Origin of the sequence: Streptomyces lusitanus, assembly GCF_042647945.1 — a bacterium.
GTDB classification, from domain to species: domain Bacteria; phylum Actinomycetota; class Actinomycetes; order Streptomycetales; family Streptomycetaceae; genus Streptomyces; species Streptomyces pseudogriseolus.
Genome location: NZ_JBHRWL010000027.1, coordinates 56,404 through 73,547, shown reverse-complemented (window position 1 = coordinate 73,547; position 17,144 = coordinate 56,404). Strand labels below are relative to the sequence as shown.

The following is a 17,144-nucleotide window of genomic DNA, read 5'->3' as shown; positions in this document are numbered from 1 at the left end:
GGGGCTCCGCTCCGGCGCGCTGCCCCGGCCGTACGCTGGCCGGGGCAGCCCATCGTCTTCTCCGAGGAACCGCGCCGTGTCCATGATCCGCCGCCACTTCCACGACCTTCCCGTGGAGGCATGCCAGGCCATCGCCGACAAGGCGGGCCCCGTCCACGCCGCCCGCACCGCCGACGGAGGGCTGAACTCGGGCATCGCCGCGTTCCTCGAGACCGATCACGGCACGGTCTTCGTCAAGGGCATCCCCACCGACCATCCACAGGCCCCGGCCCAGCGTCGAGAGGCCGCGATTAACCCACACCTCCCCCGTGCCTGCCCCCGCCTGTACTGGCACATTGAGGTGGCCGGCTGGGACCTCCTCGGATACGAGGTCCTCCCGGGGCGGCACGCCGACTACAGCCCGGGCTCCCCCGACCTGCCCCACGTCGCCGGGGCCCTTGCAGAACTACAGGCAATCACCGCTCCGACGGACGTCCCCACCAAGACCGCCGAACAGCGCTGGGCGGCATACGCCCCACCCGGAACCGCTGCTCTTTTCGCCGGTGACACCCTCCTGCACACCGACCCCGCCCCGCACAACGTCCTCGTCGACGACCGCGCCCACATCATCGACTGGGCCTGGCCCACACGTGGCGCAGCCTGGATCGACCCCGCCATCCTCATCCTGCGGCTCCTCGAAGCCGGACACACGCTCGTTGAGGCGGACGCCTTTGCCCTCCGCTTTCCCTCCTGGCGCACCGCACCAGCGGATGCCAAGGAGGCGTTCGCCGCCGCCAACGCTGCGGCCTGGCAGGAGATCGCCCACGCCGATGCCGCGCCCTGGAAGGCTGCGATGGCGGTTCACGCGGTCGCCTTCCATGCCCACCTGCATGCCCTGCCCGGCAACAGGTAGCCCGTGGAATTGGTACGGCACCTTGGACCGCGGTCCGAAGTAGGCCAGCGACGCCATCTCCCGTCCGGAGCGCCAATGACGTCTTGGGAGCCAGGTGGGTCCTCTACTCGCTCCTAGCCTGATTGTCGGTGTCAGGACTGGCCGGGCCGCAGTCAAAGCGGTGATCATGGATTCCGTGCCCCGGGGCGGGCCTACGCGGACGGGTGGGACTGCGATCCCTCCCGCTGGGCTGCTTCCCTCCGGGCCCGTTTCAGCTCCTGCCACGCCTCCCAGGCGCGCCGGATGGACGCGAAGAATTCGGGCAGCTGATCAATGAAGCCCTTTAGGGCGTAGAGGAGGATCGACATAACGCCGAAAATGGCGAGGATGGAGAGCGTCATGGCCCCGTCCAACGGTCTCGGTACCTTCCATTCGGGTGACCGAGCCGTGGCTCATGCGCAGGGCATTCGTCAGCTCGGCCACTGGTTGAGTGGCTCGAACTGAGAAGCCCCACGCTCGACGCAACGTCGGGTGTCTCAGTGGCCGGGTGTGGAGCCCGACCTTAGGTATTCCTCGTCATGGTGGTTGCAGGCACCCCCAGTGTCTATGCGACCGGCATCGATTGGATCTGCCGCACGTTCACTAACCCGTTAGGCAAACCCCAGCCGCGCCCGTTGGAATCCTGCGCACTGCGCAAGCCCGGGCAACACATAGGCCCTTCAACCGGCGCGCATGGAGTTCGCAGCTACCTCGCACGCCACCTTGATATTAGGGCAGAGACGACGGCCGTGCTTGGACAACTCCGAAATGGCATAAGCCCCGTCTCAGTTGGGTTGACCCGACGGGGTTACGGCGACTCGCACGCGGCGACGGACGGCTCCTCGTCGCCCGCCGGGACGGCCGCCGAGGACGGGGGCTCCTTGGTGTCGTCGGGCTTAGTCACCTCGCCCTGCTCCTCCTTGAGGCGCCTCCACGCGTCGCGCGCACGGCGGAAAGACTCGAAGAGGTCGGGGAGTTGATCAGAGATGCCCTTGATCGCGAAGAGCAGCACAGAGGCCACGCCAGCGACGGCGAGAATGATGACGATGACGGTGCCGTCCACCGATCCTTACCTTCCCTGTCATGGGCCGGATCGGGCATAGGCAGCCTCGATCCGAACCCTCCTACGGTTCGGACCGAGGGGACTGCTGCATGATCGGGTGACAGCGGGGTTTATGCAGCCAGGGCTGCGAGTGGGGTCATGATGGTCTCGTACTCGACGGGGGTCAATCGGCCCAGGCGCTTCTGGCGCCGGCGCCGGTGGTAGGTCCGCTCGATCCAGGTGACGATCGCGATCCGCAACTCCTGGCGAGTGGCCCAGGTACGGCGGTCGAGGACGTTCTTCTGCAGCAGGGGCGAAGAAGCTCTCCATAGCGGCGTTGTCGCCGGCGGCCCCGACCCGGCCCATCGAGCCGACCAGGCCGTGCCGGGTGAGTACGGCAGCGACCTTCCGGGACCGGAATTGCGAGCCGCGGTCGGAATGCACGATGCAACCCGCAGCCGGGCCGCGGCGAGCGACGGCGGACTCCAGCGCGGCCACTGCGAGGCGGGACTTCATCCGGGCGTCGATGGAATAGCCCACGATGCGGCCGGAGTACACGTCCTTGACCGCGCACAGATACAGCTTGCCCTCACCGGTCGCGTGCTCGGTGATGTCCGTGAGCCACAGCCGGTTCGGCCCGTCGGCGGTGAAGTTGCGGCGCACCCGGTCGTCGTGGACCGGCGGTCCGGCCTTGGCGTTCTTGCCGCGGCCCCTGCGCTTACCGAAGACGCTCCACCAGCGGTTGTCGCGGCAGATCCGCCAGGCGGTCCGCTCGGCCATCGCCTCACCGGCCGCGCGGGCCTCGTCGAGGAGGAAGCGGTGACCGAACTCGGGATCGTCGCGGTGAGCGTCGAACAGGGCGCCTGCCCGGTATGCCTCGGTCAGCTCGGCATCGGTGACCGGAGAGGCCAGCCACCGGTAGTAAGGCTGGCGGGCCAGCCCGAGCACCCGGCACGTCACCGCCACCGGCACCCGGTGAGGGGCATCGGCGGCGGCCAGCTCGCGGACGAGCGGGTACATCATTTTGCCGGCAGGTTCGCCTGCGACAGATATGCCGCAGCCCTCCTGAGCACCTCGTTCTCCTGCTCCAACAACCGGATCCGCTTACGGGCCTCACGCAGCTCGGCGGACTCACCCGACGGCGTTGGGGACGTGGCGCCATCGTCGGTCTCGGCGCGGCGCAGCCACTTCGACAGCGTGATCGGGTGGACGCCGAAGTCGGCGGCGATCTGTTCCAGCGTGACGCCGGGCTCGCGGTTGCGCGCGACCCGCACGACGTCCTCGCGGAACTCCTTCGGATACGGCTTGGGCACTGCAACATCCTTCCAGGCTGCTTCTCAGCAAGCCAGGTCAGGTGTCACCCGATCGTGCAGCAGTCCCGTGGTACGAGTACCTCGGGAGGCTACGGGCATGAATGCGAGCTACTACCGCAGTCAGCTGGAACGCAAGAACAAGGCACGCACTGACGCGGAGAAGAAGGCCGGCGAGTATCGCCGTAAGGAGGCCGACAAGCGCGCCGCCGCTGCGAAAGCTCGCGCCTCTGCCGCGAAGTCGAAGAACGCTGGCACGGTGCGGAGCAAGCTCCGGGAGGCGGACAGGTACGAGGACCAGGCGAACACTGCGGCTCGTGACGCTGCCTCCTGGAGCGCCAAGGCCGCGAAGTACGGAAAGGAAGCAGCAGACCTGCAGGTCAAGCTGGCGAAGGCAGAGCAGGCCGAGCAGAAAGCAGCCGAGCGGGCGCATCAGCGTGAGCAGAAGGAGGCCGAGCGCCGGGCCACGGCAGAACGTAAGAAGATCCAGGGCCGCCTGGCCACGACCGAAGAACAGGTCGGCATCGTGCTGCGGCAAATGCGGGAGCCGAAGCCGGAAAAGCTGCGCGTTCTGATGCTGGGTGCCGCATCGGAAGGCGACTTGCGGGTAAGTCGCGAGCAGGCGCGTATCCGGACAGCGGTCGAAAGAGCCCTGCACCGCGACCTCGTCGAGTTGGACGTCCACCCCGCCGCTACGACAGAGCATCTACTCGACGGCCTCACCAGGTTCCGCCCCCACGTGGTGCACTTCTCCGGCCACAGTGACACCGATCTGATCGTCTTCGAGCAAGACCTCGACGAGCCTCACGAGGGCGCGATCGTTACAGATCGCGCCTTCGCAAGCGCCATCAAGGCCACCGACGACCCCCCGCTACTGGTTCTGTTGAACTCCTGCCACTCCGCCGCCCAGATCAAGAACTTGGTCGAAGCTGTGCCCTTCGCCATCGGTATGGCTGACGAGATCGGCGACGGCGACGCGATCACGTACGCCGCTCGGTTCTACGCCGCTGTCGCCGACGGCCAGTCGGTCCGGGCAGCGCATAGCCTGGGCCGAGCGGCCGTGGAACTCGCTGGTTTGCCGGACCACGAACTGCCGACCCTCGCGTGTGCCTCTGACGTCGATCCCAGTACCACCTTCCTGGTCAAGCCACCACGGTGACCGACAGTGCCCCTTGAGGTGGGCGGCGTTACAGCTGCGGCTGGTGGACTACCCGTGCGAGGGCACATCCAGGGCACATGAGCCTGGGAAATGACGCAGACCAGCGAGAACTACCGTGAGTAGTTTTCGCTGCTCAGCGCACATATAGCCTGGAAACCCCAGGTCAACACCTCGCCGCTCCCAATCGCTGCACGAATGGCAGGACTTCTCGCACCGGCTGCATGACGCGGGGCATCAGGCGTACTGCCTGGTGTGGCCGTGAGCTGAGGTTTCGGCGACTTCTGGGCGGGGCCTTCGGGCCCCGCCCTTCTCTTGGCACCGGCTCCCCCTACGCCTCCGCGGAACCCTGATCGTCGTGCTCCCGCGCCTGCTCCTGCGCCTCCGCCCAGGTGATCGCCCAGGCGTCGAGCGGTTGAAGGGCGTCGCGGAGTGCTGCCCCCAGGGGCGTGAGCTCGTAGCCGTCGGCCGAGGGGGCGATGATCCCGTTGGTCGTGAGTTCGCGGAGCCGCTGGTAGAGGACGCTGGAGGACAGTCCCTCGCACCGGGCCAGCAGGGCGCGGGCGCCGAGCGGTCCCGTACGCAGCTCCCAGAGGATGCGCAGCGCCCACCGACGGCCGAAGAGGTCCATCGCGGCCATGATCGGACGGCCGGTCGTCGATCCACGGACCGGTGTTCCTGGGCGCGGTGTCGGCATGACCCTCCTTGCGTTTCGTTATTCGAAACACTAGCATCCGTGCGTGCGGGTTTCGTTTTTAGAAACAACCTCGACGGGAGCTCCCATGCCGCGCATAGCTCTGCCGGAACCGCCGTACACCGACGAGGCCCACGCGCTGCTCGCGCGCATGATGCCCGGGGACGCGCCGCCGATCGGGCTGTTCCGGATGTTCGCCAGAAACCTCCCGATGGCCGGCGCCATGCACGGGTGGGGGCGGTACGAGCTGGGCCGGCAGCTGACCCTGTCGATGAGGGAACGCGAGATCGTCATCGACCGGACGTGCGCGCTGTGCGGCTGCGAGTACGAGTGGGGCGTGCACATGATGACGTTCGCCGAACGGGCCGAACTCACCCGCGAACAGGCGGCGTCCCTGGTGCACGGCGGCCCCGCCGACGCGTGCTGGACGTCCGAGCGGGAGCGGCTGCTCATCCTCGCCGTCGACGCGCTGCACGAGCGTTCCGACATCGACGACGCGCTGTGGACACGGCTCGCGTCGGTCTTCGACGAGCTCCAGTTGCTCGACCTGCTTCTGCTGTGCGGCTGGTACCACGCCGTCAGCTTCGCCGCGCGCGCCACGCGCCTGCCGCACGAGCCGGGCGCGCCTCGCTTCGCCGATTTCCGTCCCGCGGCGACGCGACCGACGACCGCGACCGACCGGTGAGCCTCGCTCACGCATGACACTGGAGGTTCCATGCCCAAGGGCTACTGGGTCAGCGTCTACCGCACCATCTCCGCCCCCGAGAAGCTGGCTGCCTACAACGAGCTGGCCCGCTCCGCACTCCAGCCTTGGGGCGCCCGGACCCTCGTCCGCGGCGGTCGGGTGGAGGCGTACGACGCCGGCATCGCCGAACGCACCGTCCTGGTCGAGTTCGACAGCTTCGAGCAGGCCGTCGCGGCACGCGAGAGCGCGGCCTACCAGGAGGCGCTGGCCGCGCTCGCCGACGGCGTCGAGCGCGACTTCCGCATCGTCGAGGGTCTCGGCTGACGCAAGGCTCTTCACCGCCGCTCGAGCAACTCCAGCACCTCCTCCCACCGGTAACGGCCGGCCCCGCCGCCCGCCTTCGGCCGGTGGGTCGGAGTTCAGCTACGGCAGCACGGCCACCGGAACGCCCATGGCGGGGCGTCTCGCACAGGATGCCCAGCGCGGGCCGACGAGGTGGTGGCGGCCTCGGACGACTTCGGACCGGGCGAACTGGACACCGTACGGCGCTTCCTGACGTCGGTGAGGGTCAGGACGCGGTGCGCGCGGGCGTCCTGTCGTGGGTGGGATCACCGCGTGTCCGCGCACCTCTCCGCCTCCGCCAAGTACGTCGCCACCGGGCCCAGGGTCAGCAGGCCGGAGGCGGCGCCCGCGTGTTCGGTGCGCGCGGTGCGGAGGGCCCTCGCGGCGTGGGCCGCGGTGTCCTGGTCGCCCAGGCGGGCGGCGGCGCGGGCGGTCAGACACCACAGCGCCTCCTGCATGTGGTCGGGCGGTGGTGCGGGGGCCGCGGTGAGCGCGGTGCGGGCCTGGGCCTCGCGGCCCTGGTCGAGCAGGACGAGGGGTTCCGTCCAGGGGCGGTACGGGCCCCAGTCCAGGCGGGGGTCGGCGGGCGCGGGCCGGCCGTGCAGCAGGCGCAGGCCCAGCAGCGCGAGCGGGAGCAGGCCGCGGTGCAGGCCCGGCATGCCCGCCGTGCGGAGGGCCTCGTCGGCGGTGCGGTAGTGCGCGGCGACCGTGGCGGGGGACGGTCCGCCCGCCTCGGTGCTCCGAGCCGCCGCGACCCGGGCCCGGAACCACGCCGTGAGGAGGGGGACGAGGGGCGCCTCGGTGGCGGCGGCCAGCCGTTCGGCGGCCTCCGCGTGCGCGGACGCCGCGTCCAGGTCGCCGAGGGCGGAGGCGCACTGGAGACGTACGAGACGGCCGAGCACGGCGAAGGCGGGCAGGTCGTGCGCGGTGGCCAGGTCGAGGATCTCGGCGCCGGTGCGGTCGCGTGCCGCCGCGAGCCCGGGGCGCGTGAAGGAGTGCAGGAACACCCCGTTCAGGGCGAACGCCAGCAGGGCGGGATCGCCCAGCTCCCGGGCCAGCGCCTCCGCCCGACGGGCCGCGTCCCGGGCGCGGTCACGCTCCGGTGGGGTCAGGCCGGCGCTGCGGCTCTCGACCGCGACCGTCGCCAGCAGGCGGACGGTCAGGTCGGCGGGGGCGTCGGGACCGAGCGCGGCGAGGGTGCGGACGGCGGCCTCGACGACCGCCCGGGACTGCGCGGGGTCGTCGGCCCGGCTCCACAGGGCGGGCACGTCGTACGCGCCGATGATCCGGGCGGTGAGGGCGAGGTCACCGGTGCGTTCCGCCGCCGTGATCGCGGCGAGGCGGTCGCTGCGGGAGCGGACCAGCGCGTCGCCGCCCGCCAGGGCGAGGGTGCGGGCCACGTCCACGGTGGTGCGCGGGCCCAGCGGGACGCCGGGGCCGGTCCAGGTGGCGGCAGGGGCGGTGGACGGGGCCGCCCCGCCCAGGATGTCGGCCTCCAGGCGCAGCAGGTCGGCGCCCGGGTCGAGTCCGAGCTGGTCGGCCAGGGTCGCGCGGGCGCGGCGGAGGGTGTCCAGCGCGTCGGCGCGGCGGCCCGTGTGGTGCAGGGCGCGGGCGAGGAGCGTCCAGGCGGGCTCGCGCCACGGATGGACGGCGACGTGCTCGCGCAGGTCGGTGACCAGGCCGGCGCCCTCGCCCCGGTCGAGGAGGAGGCGGGCGCGCAGCTCGACGGCCTCCGCCCGCAGCTCCTCCAGCCGGACCCGCTCGCGTTCCGCCCATGCGGAGCCGGTCACGTCGGCGTAGGCGGGACCGCGCCAGGCCGCGAGCGCCTCACCGAGCGCGGCCACCTCGCCGGGGGTGCGCCGGGCGCGGGCCAGGACGTCCTGGAAGCGGTGCGCGTCGACGTCCTCGCGCGGCAGGCGCAGGGCGTAGCCGGGACCCTCGGTGACCAGGACGCCGGGCGGGGTGCGGGGCGGCCTGCCGGGTTCGAGGGCGCGGCGCAGCGCGGCGACGAACGTCCGCAGGGCGCCGACGGCGCGGGCCGGCGGCTGATCGGCCCACAGGTCGTCGACGAGCGTCTCGGTGGTGACCATCCGCCCCTCGGCGGCGACGAGACGCCCGAGGACCTCACGGTGCCGGGGCCCGCCGAGCGGGACGGGGCTGCCGTCGTCCCGGAAGGCCCGGACGGCGCCGAGGACGTCGATGCGCATGGTGTCCATCCTGGGGGGTGCGCGCTCTCACTCCGGCGTACCGGCCCTCGGTCGGGCGTACCGAGCCGGGTGTGCCGAGCCCTTGGTCGGGCGCACCGAGCCGGCTACCGAGCCCTCGGTCGGGCGTACTGATCCGTTGCTCATCGACGTGCCCGACGCTGCTCCGGTACCCACCACCCCCGAAGAAAAGGGCGCACCACCCCTATGACACCCACCCTTCCCGGCTTCGAGTACCTCCGGCTGCCCGGCGTGGACGGCGTCGAACTGGCGGCGGCCGTCGGCGGGCACGGCAGCCCCGTCGTGCTGCTGCACGGGTTCCCGCAGACCCACCTCATGTGGCGGCACGTCGCCGAGCGCCTCGCCGACCGGCACACCGTGATCTGCCCCGACCTGCGCGGCTACGGCGCCAGCGACAAGCCGGCCGCCGACAGCCCCGGCGTCTACGCCAAGCGCACCATGGCGGCCGACGTCGTGGCGCTGGCCGCCGCGCTCGGTCACGACCGCTTCGCCCTCGTCGGGCACGACCGGGGAGCCCTCGTCGCCTTCCGGGCCGGGCTTGACCACCCGGGGACCGTCACCCACCTCGGCATCCTCGACGTCGTGCCGACGCTCGACATGTGGGACGTCCTGCACGGCGTCTCCGCGGCGGTCGCCTTCCACCTGTATCTGATGGCGCAGCCGCCCGGGCTTCCGGAGACGATGATCGCGGGCAGCGCGGACGCCTTCTTCGGGTCGTTCCTCGACGCCTGGGCGGGCGGACCGGACGCGCTGCCGCCGGACGTGCGGGCCGCGTACCTGCGCGCGAGCCGCGCGGCGGTGCCGTCGATCGTCGCCGACTACCGGGCCTCGGCGACCGTCGACATCGAGCACGACCGGGCCGACCTGGACGCGGGTACCCGGCTCACCATGCCGGTGACGGTCCTCCAGCAGGACTGGGGCGCCCAGCTGGGTTACGACGCCTCGGCGGTGTGGCGGGCCTGGGCGCCGGACCTGGACCACCGGCTGACCGAGGCCGGGCACTTCATGGCCGAGGAGGCGCCCGAGGAGGTGACGGCGGCGATCCGGGAGCTGTTGACCCGGTGACGAGCCCGCGGTGGAAGAATCACGCCTGCCGGAATACCCCTGGGGGGTATGTCGTTCCGGGTGTGCGTGGGGACGGCACCGTCCCCGTGACGCAGCGAAGGGGGATGAGGTTCATGGACCACGCCATGCATCACCACCACACCGGCGCCGGACCCGGCGCACCGCAGGGTGCCGCGCCCGGCGCGACCTGGTCGACGGCGGTCCGGGCGACGCTTCACTGCCTGCTCGGCTGTGCCGTCGGTGAGATCCTCGGCATGGCCATCGGCACGTCCCTGGCGTGGGGCACCGTTCCGACGATGGTCCTGGCCATCGGGCTGGCCTTCGTCTTCGGCTACTCCTTCACCCTCTTCGCCGTGGTGCGCGCCGGGGTGTCGCTGAAGGCCGCCGTCACGATCGCGCTGGCCGCCGACACCGTCTCCATCGCCGTGATGGAGCTGGTCGACAACGCCGTCATCGCGCTCACCCCGGGGGCGATGGACGCCCAGCTGTCCGAGGGGCTGTTCTGGTACGCCCTGCTCGGCGGCTTCGCCGTCGCCCTGCTGGTCACGACGCCGGTCAACAAGTGGATGATCGGCCGGGGCAAGGGCCACGCGGTGGTCCACGCCCACCACTGAACCCGCCCCGGCCGGCGGCCGGTCCAGGCCGGTCAGCCCCGGCCGGCCGGCTCACCCCGTCAGCTCCGGCCCGTCAGCTCCGCGTCGGCCAGCAGTCTCCGCAGGTCGGCGCGGGCGCGGGCGACGCGGGAGCGGACCGTGCCGACGGGGCAGCCGGTGCGCGCGGCCACGTCCGCGTACGACAGCCCGGCGAGCTGGGTGAGGACGAACGCCTCCCGCCGCTCGTCCGGCAGCGTCGCCAGCAGCGCGAGCAGAGCGACGCCGTCGTCGAAGCCGGGCAGGCCGCGCGGCTGGGACCGTTCCACGGCCGTCCGCCAGTCCGGCGCGTCCGACATCCGGGGCCGGGCGACGGCGTACCGGTGGCTGTCGACGACGGCCCGGCGGGCTATGGCCAGCAGCCACACCCGCGCCGGGGCGCGGCCCTCGAAGCGGTGCAGTCCGGCGAGGGCGCGCAGGAAGGTGTCCTGCACGAGGTCGTCCACAGCCTGGGGATCGCCGCACAGGTGGGTGACGTAGCGGAGCACGTCACGGTGCAGCGCGCGGACGAACCGGTCGCCGGCGTTCGCGTCGCCGCTCCGGGCGGCCAGCGCCCAGGCCGTCGCCGACGCGTCGGCCGACGCATCGCGCCGGGCAGGGGCGGGCGCTTGGGCGCGGGGCAGGGTAGAGGTGATCACTCGGTGTCCTTCTCGGAGTCCGTGATCCGGCCCGGGCGGCGCGCCATGACACCACGCGTCGCACGCCGGCGCGCCGCGCGGCCCGGTGAGCAGCAGGGAACGGCCCTACGGCCACACGGGCACGCGCGACGGCGCCCCGGCGGTGGCGGTACGTACGGCCGGTGACCCGGTGCGTACGACCGACGCCCCGGGTGGATCGGCTGTCGTCAGGCGACAGCGGTCCCCCTGGGCGGGCCCCGAGAGGTGAGCGCGTGGACGAGCAGACGCAGGGCCGGCCTGCGGTCCGAGCGGGGGCGGCGCGGGCGGACCCGGGGGCGGCCGAGGGCGGGCGGGAGCCGGAACAGCAGCCGTAGCGGCGCGGTCAGCCGGCCCGCCACCGCCCGCAGGATGCGGAACGCCGCGCGCTCGCCGTGCCCCAGCCACAGGCCGGTGAGCAGCGCGGCGAGCAGGTGCGCGGCGAGCATCCCGGACGACGACCCGTCGCCGCCGGTCATCAGGGCCGCGCCCCCGGTGTCCGCGTACGCACCGCCCATGTCACCGGCGTGCGGATGGTCCATCCCCGGAGGCGACGCGTGCGCCGCATGCCCCTCGTGCGCCTGCGCCGCGCCCTGCCCCAGCGAGAACGCCTGGTGCAGCGCCGCCTGGGCGGCCACCGCGACGCCGGCCACCGTCGGCAGCCCGCGTTCCCGCGCGGCCAGGCACCACCCGGCCGCGCCCGTCGCGACGGCGCCCGCGCCCAGCGTCCAGCCGGGGACATGGCTGCCGGACATCAGCACGTGGCCCAGGGCGGCGAGCAGCACGCAGACGGCCGCGAACACCGCGGCCCGCACCGTGCGCGCGCCCCACCCTGCCGTCATGGCGCCTCATCCTGGCACCCGGGCCCGCCCCGCCTCAGGTGAACGGGGACACCGGGGTACCGGGCGCGCCCGGTAAAGTGGGCGGGTCAGCCGTGTCGGGGCCGACGAAGCCCCCGGCGAAGCCGCAGTCCGCAGGAGAGAGCGAGCGCATGTCCGTGACGCCCGGCGCCGCTGTCTTCCCGCCGTGACCCTTCGCCCCCGGTCGGCGTCCGGACTCCCCGGAGTCCCTCCGCGCCGCGCCACCGTGGTCCACGGGCCCCGCGTCAACGCCCGCTGACCCCGGCCGTACGCCCCCCTCACGCCCACCGCTCCCGGTCTCGTACCGGCCGTCCCACGCCGGCCGTCCGGCCGTCCGGCCGTACCCCCGTGCCCGCCCCCGTCCCGCGTGCCCCGCCCTGTCCCGGGCGCGCCCGAGCAACGACAGGTCTTCCTCCCCTTGTCTCCCTCTTCCATGTCCTCCGCGTCGTCCCTGTCCCCGTCCTCCTGGCTGCGCGGCTCCCGGCGCCCCTCCTGGCTCTCCGACCCGAAGGTGCTGCGCACCGAGGTGCTCGGCGGTCTGGTCGTGGCGCTCGCGCTGATCCCCGAGGCGATCTCCTTCTCGGTCATCGCCGGGGTCGATCCGGCGGTCGGTCTGTTCGCCTCGTTCACCATGGCCGTGACAATCGCGGTCGTCGGCGGCCGGCCCGCCATGATCTCGGCGGCGACCGGCGCCGTCGCCCTCGTCATCGCGCCGCTCAACCGCGAGCACGGCTTCGGTCACCTGGTCGCCGCCGTGATCGTCGCCGGGGTGTTCCAGATCGTGCTGGGCGCGCTCGGGGTGGCGAAGCTGATGCGGTTCGTGCCGCGCAGCGTGATGGTCGGCTTCGTGAACTCCCTCGCCGTCCTGATCTTCATGGCGCAGGTGCCGGAGATGACGGACGTACCGTGGGCGGTCTATCCGCTGATCGCGGCGGGCCTGGCGATGATGGTGTTCTTCCCGAGGCTCACCACCGTGGTCCCGGCGCCGCTGGTGTCCATCGTGATCCTCACCGTGATCACCGTCGCGGCCGGGATCGCCGTCCCGACCGTCGGCGACAAGGGCGACCTGCCGTCGTCTCTGCCCGTGCCGGGGCTGCCGGACGTGCCGTTCACGGTCGACACGCTCACGACCGTCGCGCCGTACGCGTTCGCCATGGCGCTGGTCGGGCTGATGGAGTCGCTGATGACGGCCAAGCTGGTCGACGACATCACCGACACCCGCTCCTCCAAGACCCGCGAGTCCGTCGGGCAGGGCGTCGCCAACATCGTCACGGGCTTCTTCGGCGGCATGGGCGGCTGCGCGATGATCGGCCAGACGATGATCAACGTGCGGGTGTCCGGGGCGCGCACCCGGCTGTCGACGTTCCTGGCGGGCGCGTTCCTGATGGTGCTGTGCGTCGTGTTCGGGCCGGTCGTGTCGGACATCCCGATGGCGGCGCTCGTCGCGGTCATGGTGATGGTGTCGGTGGCCACGTTCGACTGGCACTCGATCGCCCCGAGGACGCTGCGGCGGATGCCGCTCGGGGAGACCGTCGTCATGCTGGTCACCGTCGTCTGCGTGGTCGCCACCCACAACCTCGCCGTCGGCGTCGTCGTCGGCTCCGTCGCCGCGATGGTGGTGTTCGCGCGGCGCGTCGCCCGGCTGGCCGAGGTCACCGCGGTCACCGACCCGGACGGCGGCACGGTGGTCTACCGGGTCACCGGCGAGCTGTTCTTCGCCTCCTCCAACGAGCTGGTCGGCCAGTTCTCGTACGCCACCGACCCCGACCGGGTCGTCGTCGACCTGTCCGCCGCCCACATCTGGGACGCCTCGTCGGTGGCGGCGCTCGACGCCGTCGAGACGAAGTACGCCCAGCGCGGCAAGACCGTCGAGATCGTGGGGCTGAACGAGCCCAGCGCGCGCATCCACAAGACGCTCAGCGGCGAGCTCACCGGCAGTTGACCGAAAGGCGCGGGGCCCCCGAGCAAAGGCGCGGGGCCCCCGCCCCGGTCCGGCGCGGTCCGCCCCCGTCCGCCCCGGCCCTCCACGGCCCGCCCCGGCAACCGGTCAGTTTCCGAGAAGCGCCGGCGGCCGGAGCGGTCCTACCGTCGACCGCATGAACTCCATCGACTCCGTCACCCTGGAGGTGGCCGACCCCACGGCCGCCGCGCGCTTCTACTCCGACGCCTTCGGCCTCGACCGGGAGCGGGTGCGCCTGCGCGCGTCCGACGCGCCCACGAGCGGCTTCCGCGGCTTCACCCTGTCGCTGGTCATGTCCCAGCCCGGCGACGTCGACGCGCTGCACCGTGCCGCCCTCGACGCGGGCGCCAGCCGGCTGAAGCCCGCCGAGAAGTCCCTGTGGGGCTACGGCGGCGTCGTCCAGGCGCCCGACGGCACGATCTGGCAGCTGGTGACCTCGTCGAAGAAGAACACCGGCCCGGCCACCCGGACCGTCGACGAGATCGTGCTGCTGCTCGGCGTCGAGGACGTGAAGGCGACCAAGCAGTTCTACGTCGAGCGCGGACTCACCGTCGGCAAGAGCTTCGGCGGCCGGTACGTCGAGTTCGCCGGCGAGCCCGGCAGCATCAAGCTGTCGCTGTACAAGCGCAAGGCGCTGGCGAAGGTCGCGGGCGTGCCCGCCGAGGGCAGCGGCTCCCACCGCGTCGTCCTGGAGAGCCCGGTCGGCCCCTTCACCGACCCGGACGGCTTCGTCTGCGAAGCTCCGGAGCGCAAGCCCGACGAGGACGAGTGAGACGCGCCCCCAGCGCCCTGACGGCGTCTCACTCCCGTCTCACTTCACCCCCGCCGTCCGCAACACCGTCAGCGCCAACGTCCGCGCCGCCTCCACCACCTCCCGCACGCTCACCCGCTCCCGCTCGCTGTGGGCCACCGCGATGTCACCCGGCCCGTACTGGAGGGCCGGTATCCCCGCGCCGGTGTAGTGCCGCAGGTCGCTGCCGTACGTCGCCCCGCGCCGCCGGGGCACGCCCCCGCCCGTCGCGTCGGCGTGCGCGGTGCCGACCGTGTCCGCCAGCGGGTGCCCCTCGGGCAGCCTGCCGCTCGCGAACTGCCCGCCCGGCCAGGTCACCGTCGCCGGGTGGTCGCGCAGCCAGGGGTCGGCCGCACACGCCTCGGCCACGCACCGCTCCAGCGCGGCGCGCGCGTCCGCCGGGTCCTCGCCGAGCCGTACGCCGAACCTGCCCTCGGCGACCAGCAGATCCGGCACGCTGCTGGCCCAGTCCCCGGCCCGCAAGGTGCCCACCGACAGGCCGTACGGGACCGGGTACTCGGCGAGCAGCGGGTCCGGGTCCCGGTTCCGCTCCTCCTCCAGGGCGGCCAGCGCCCGGTGCAGCGGCAGATAGGCGTCCACGGCGCTCACGCCCTTGTCCCGCGTGCTGCCGTGCGCGGCCTTCCCGGGCACGGACAGGCGGAACGTCAGCGCGCCCGCGTTGGCGGTGATCAGCGTGCCGGCGGTGGGTTCGGCGATGACGCAGGCGTCGCCGGTGTGACCGCGCCGCAGCGTGCCGAACGCGCCGAGACCGCCGTCCTCCTCGCCGACGACGAAGTGCACGGCGACCCGGCCGCGCAGCCGTATCCCGGCCGCCCGTATCGCGGTGAGCGCGGCGAGGTGCGCCGCCAGACCGGCCTTCATGTCGCACGCCCCGCGCCCGTGCACCAGGTCCCCCGCCACCCGCGGCACGAACGGGTCCCCGTCCCACGCGGCCAGGTCCCCCGGCGGTACGACGTCGACGTGGCCCTGGAGGATCAGCGTCGGCCCGTCGCCCCCGTCGGGGGTCGTCCCGACCAGACCCCAGGCCTCCTCGCGCGGCGCCTCCGTGCCGGGAAAGTCCGGCTCGGCGCGCAGCGCGGGCAGGTCCATCGACCACAGGTCGACGTCCAGCCCGAGCCACTCCAGCCGCCCGGCGAGCTGATGCTGCAACTCGGACTCGGCGGCGCTGCCCGTGACGCTCGGCACGGAGATCAGCTCCATCAGTGTCCGCGCCGTGCCCGCCTCGTCGACCGCCGCCAGCGCCGCGCCCTCCTCGTCGGTCAGCATGCCGTCCCTCCCCTCGCCCAGGGGACGACCCGGCACCGCCCCCCCATGCATACCTGCGCAGACGGCACCCTCCCTACGCCTACGCCTATGCCTCCGCCTCTCCCCGTCCCTCCGTCGCCCCCGCCACCGTGAACCCCGTGACCGTGCCGCCGCCCTCGCGGTGGAAGGCGTAGGGGGCGCCGCCGTGGGCGAGGGCGACCTCGCGGACGATGGAGAGGCCGAGGCCCGAACCGGGGAGGGAGCGGGCGTCGGCGGCGCGGTAGAAGCGGTCGAAGACGCGGGTCAGGTCGTCGTCGGCGATGCCCGGGCCCCGGTCGCGGACCTCCACCCGTACCGTGCCCGGACGGGCCGGACCCGCCACGTGGATCTCCACGGGCGCGCGGCCCTCCCGGTCGAACTTGACCGCGTTCTCCACCAGGTTGGACAGCGCCCGGGTGAGCATCCCCGGCCGGCCGTGGGTCGTGGTGTCCCCGGCGGCGTGGACGACGATCTCGCGTCCCGTGCGCCGCCGGGCGAGCCCCGCCACGTCCTCGGCGACGTCCGCGAGGTCGATCCGCTGCGGCGGCTCCGTGTCGGACTGCCCGGCCGCCAGGTCGACCAGCTCGTTCACCAGGTCGGTCAGCTCACGGGCCTCCTGGGCGAGGTCGGCGACCAGCTCCTCGCGGCTGTCGGGCGGGAGTTCGTCGATGCGGCGCAGCAGCGAGATGTTGGTGCGCAGCGAGGTGAGCGGGGTGCGCAGCTCGTGCCCCGCGTCCTGCACCAGCCGGCGCTGGTCCTCCTCGGACTGGGCGAGCCGGCCCAGCATCCGGTCGAAGGCGCGGCCGAGCCGCCCCACCTCGTCGTAGCCGGCGACCGGCACCGGGATGCCGAGCCGGCGGGTGCGGGCGACGGCCTCGGCGGTGTTGGTGAGCACCACCAGACGGCGGGTGATACGCCGGGCCAGCCACCAGCCGAACAGCCCGGCCCCGACCACCACGGCCGCCATGAACACCAGCGTGCGCCGCTGGAGCGCCCGCAGCAGGTCCTCGGTGTCGCTGAACTCCTGCGCGACCTGCACCGCGCCCCTGCCGCCGCCCAGGGAGACGGTCGCCACCCGGTAGACGTCGTCGCCGACGTCGACGCCCGCGTGCACGACCACGCGCCCCGCCGTGGCGGCGCCCGCGACCCGGCGGTCGACGTCCACCACGGGCAGCCCCGGGTTGCCCGGGTCGACGATCCCGCCGTCCGGCCCGAGCACCTGCACGTCCGTACGGGCCGGACGCACCAGGTCGTGGCCGGGCGCGGCGGAGGAGAAGTCGTGCGGCGACATCCGGTTGTCCCGGACCTCGTCCCGCAGGTCGCGCACCACCTCGTCGAAGACGGACTGCTGGTCCACCCGCACCAGCCGCGCCGCCGCGTTGTACGACAGGAAGCCGATCAGCAGCGTCACGGTGGCGGTCACCGCCGCGAACGCCACCGCGAAGGTCGTGCCCAGCGACAGCAGCCGCATCCGGCGGCGCGGCGCCGACGGCCCGT

General features: G+C 72.9%; 16 protein-coding genes and 2 pseudogenes. 8 read left to right on the top strand and 10 right to left on the bottom strand.

Going from position 1 to position 17,144, the window contains the following annotated elements:
• The first annotated feature begins 82 nt into the window (after positions 1-82).
• On the top strand, positions 83-892 hold the full coding sequence (locus ACFOSY_RS29900; protein WP_394313041.1) for an aminoglycoside phosphotransferase: 810 nt from the start codon (positions 83-85) through the stop codon (positions 890-892).
• 191 nt (positions 893-1,083) lie between these two features.
• On the opposite strand, the gene ACFOSY_RS29895 is transcribed toward ACFOSY_RS29900, so the two are convergent.
• The 3 genes and pseudogenes from ACFOSY_RS29895 to ACFOSY_RS29885 form a co-directional block, all read right to left on the bottom strand.
• A complete protein-coding gene (locus ACFOSY_RS29895) occupies positions 1,084-1,272 on the bottom strand; it encodes a hypothetical protein (RefSeq protein WP_233226803.1) in 189 nt (62 codons plus the stop codon).
• Positions 1,273-1,718: 446 nt separating this feature from the next.
• Entirely contained in the window at positions 1,719-1,973 is a 255-nt protein-coding gene (locus ACFOSY_RS29890; RefSeq protein ID WP_394312861.1) for a hypothetical protein, read from the bottom strand.
• Between the two features lie 110 nt (positions 1,974-2,083).
• Positions 2,084-3,265, bottom strand: a pseudogene (locus ACFOSY_RS29885) (IS3 family transposase).
• Between the two features lie 97 nt (positions 3,266-3,362).
• Between ACFOSY_RS29885 and ACFOSY_RS29880 the strand changes: the two are divergent.
• Positions 3,363-4,421 (top strand): CHAT domain-containing protein, encoded by a 1,059-nt coding sequence (locus tag ACFOSY_RS29880; RefSeq protein ID WP_394312858.1) that lies wholly within the window; start codon positions 3,363-3,365, stop codon positions 4,419-4,421.
• A gap of 328 nt (positions 4,422-4,749) precedes the next feature.
• On the opposite strand, the gene ACFOSY_RS29875 is transcribed toward ACFOSY_RS29880, so the two are convergent.
• A complete protein-coding gene (locus ACFOSY_RS29875; protein ID WP_394313039.1) occupies positions 4,750-5,058 on the bottom strand; it encodes a winged helix-turn-helix transcriptional regulator in 309 nt (102 codons plus the stop codon).
• Between the two features lie 142 nt (positions 5,059-5,200).
• Here ACFOSY_RS29875 and ACFOSY_RS29870 point away from each other — a divergent pair, with 142 nt between their 5' ends.
• Entirely contained in the window at positions 5,201-5,797 is a 597-nt protein-coding gene (locus tag ACFOSY_RS29870; RefSeq protein WP_394312856.1) for a carboxymuconolactone decarboxylase family protein, read from the top strand.
• 30 nt (positions 5,798-5,827) lie between these two features.
• A complete protein-coding gene (locus ACFOSY_RS29865; RefSeq protein ID WP_394312853.1) occupies positions 5,828-6,121 on the top strand; it encodes a DUF1330 domain-containing protein in 294 nt (97 codons plus the stop codon).
• 11 nt (positions 6,122-6,132) lie between these two features.
• On the opposite strand, the pseudogene ACFOSY_RS29860 reads toward ACFOSY_RS29865, so the two are convergent.
• Positions 6,133-6,207 (bottom strand): annotated as a pseudogene (locus ACFOSY_RS29860) (flavoprotein); the annotation flags it as partial.
• Positions 6,208-6,405: 198 nt separating this feature from the next.
• A complete protein-coding gene (locus ACFOSY_RS29855; RefSeq protein ID WP_394312850.1) occupies positions 6,406-8,346 on the bottom strand; it encodes a BTAD domain-containing putative transcriptional regulator in 1,941 nt (646 codons plus the stop codon).
• Positions 8,347-8,550: 204 nt separating this feature from the next.
• On the opposite strand from ACFOSY_RS29855, the gene ACFOSY_RS29850 reads away from it, so the two are divergent.
• Positions 8,551-9,429 carry an alpha/beta fold hydrolase gene (locus tag ACFOSY_RS29850; RefSeq protein WP_394312847.1) on the top strand — a complete coding sequence of 293 codons (879 nt, stop codon included), beginning with the start codon at positions 8,551-8,553 and terminating at the stop codon, positions 9,427-9,429.
• Between the two features lie 113 nt (positions 9,430-9,542).
• The gene (locus tag ACFOSY_RS29845) at positions 9,543-10,043 is read left to right on the top strand and encodes a DUF4396 domain-containing protein (protein ID WP_394312844.1); all 501 of its coding nucleotides are present in this window, start codon (positions 9,543-9,545) and stop codon (positions 10,041-10,043) included.
• Positions 10,044-10,102: 59 nt separating this feature from the next.
• Here ACFOSY_RS29845 and ACFOSY_RS29840 read toward each other — a convergent pair whose 3' ends face one another.
• Both ACFOSY_RS29840 and ACFOSY_RS29835 read right to left on the bottom strand, forming a co-directional pair.
• A complete protein-coding gene (locus ACFOSY_RS29840; protein ID WP_394312842.1) occupies positions 10,103-10,717 on the bottom strand; it encodes a sigma-70 family RNA polymerase sigma factor in 615 nt (204 codons plus the stop codon).
• Between the two features lie 206 nt (positions 10,718-10,923).
• Positions 10,924-11,574, bottom strand: coding sequence for a hypothetical protein (locus tag ACFOSY_RS29835; RefSeq protein ID WP_394312839.1), 651 nt, complete (start codon positions 11,572-11,574; stop codon positions 10,924-10,926).
• 451 nt (positions 11,575-12,025) lie between these two features.
• Here ACFOSY_RS29835 and ACFOSY_RS29830 point away from each other — a divergent pair, with 451 nt between their 5' ends.
• Both ACFOSY_RS29830 and ACFOSY_RS29825 read left to right on the top strand, forming a co-directional pair.
• Positions 12,026-13,534, top strand: coding sequence for a SulP family inorganic anion transporter (locus tag ACFOSY_RS29830; RefSeq protein ID WP_394312837.1), 1,509 nt, complete (start codon positions 12,026-12,028; stop codon positions 13,532-13,534).
• Between the two features lie 154 nt (positions 13,535-13,688).
• Complete coding sequence (locus tag ACFOSY_RS29825; protein ID WP_394312835.1) at positions 13,689-14,324, top strand: VOC family protein; 636 nt, start codon at positions 13,689-13,691, stop codon at positions 14,322-14,324.
• Positions 14,325-14,363: 39 nt separating this feature from the next.
• On the opposite strand, the gene ACFOSY_RS29820 is transcribed toward ACFOSY_RS29825, so the two are convergent.
• Positions 14,364-15,629 carry an ArgE/DapE family deacylase gene (locus ACFOSY_RS29820; RefSeq protein WP_394312833.1) on the bottom strand — a complete coding sequence of 422 codons (1,266 nt, stop codon included), beginning with the start codon at positions 15,627-15,629 and terminating at the stop codon, positions 14,364-14,366.
• 85 nt (positions 15,630-15,714) lie between these two features.
• Positions 15,715-17,118, bottom strand: coding sequence for a HAMP domain-containing sensor histidine kinase (locus tag ACFOSY_RS29815; RefSeq protein WP_394313037.1), 1,404 nt, complete (start codon positions 17,116-17,118; stop codon positions 15,715-15,717).
• Positions 17,119-17,144 lie beyond the last annotated feature (26 nt).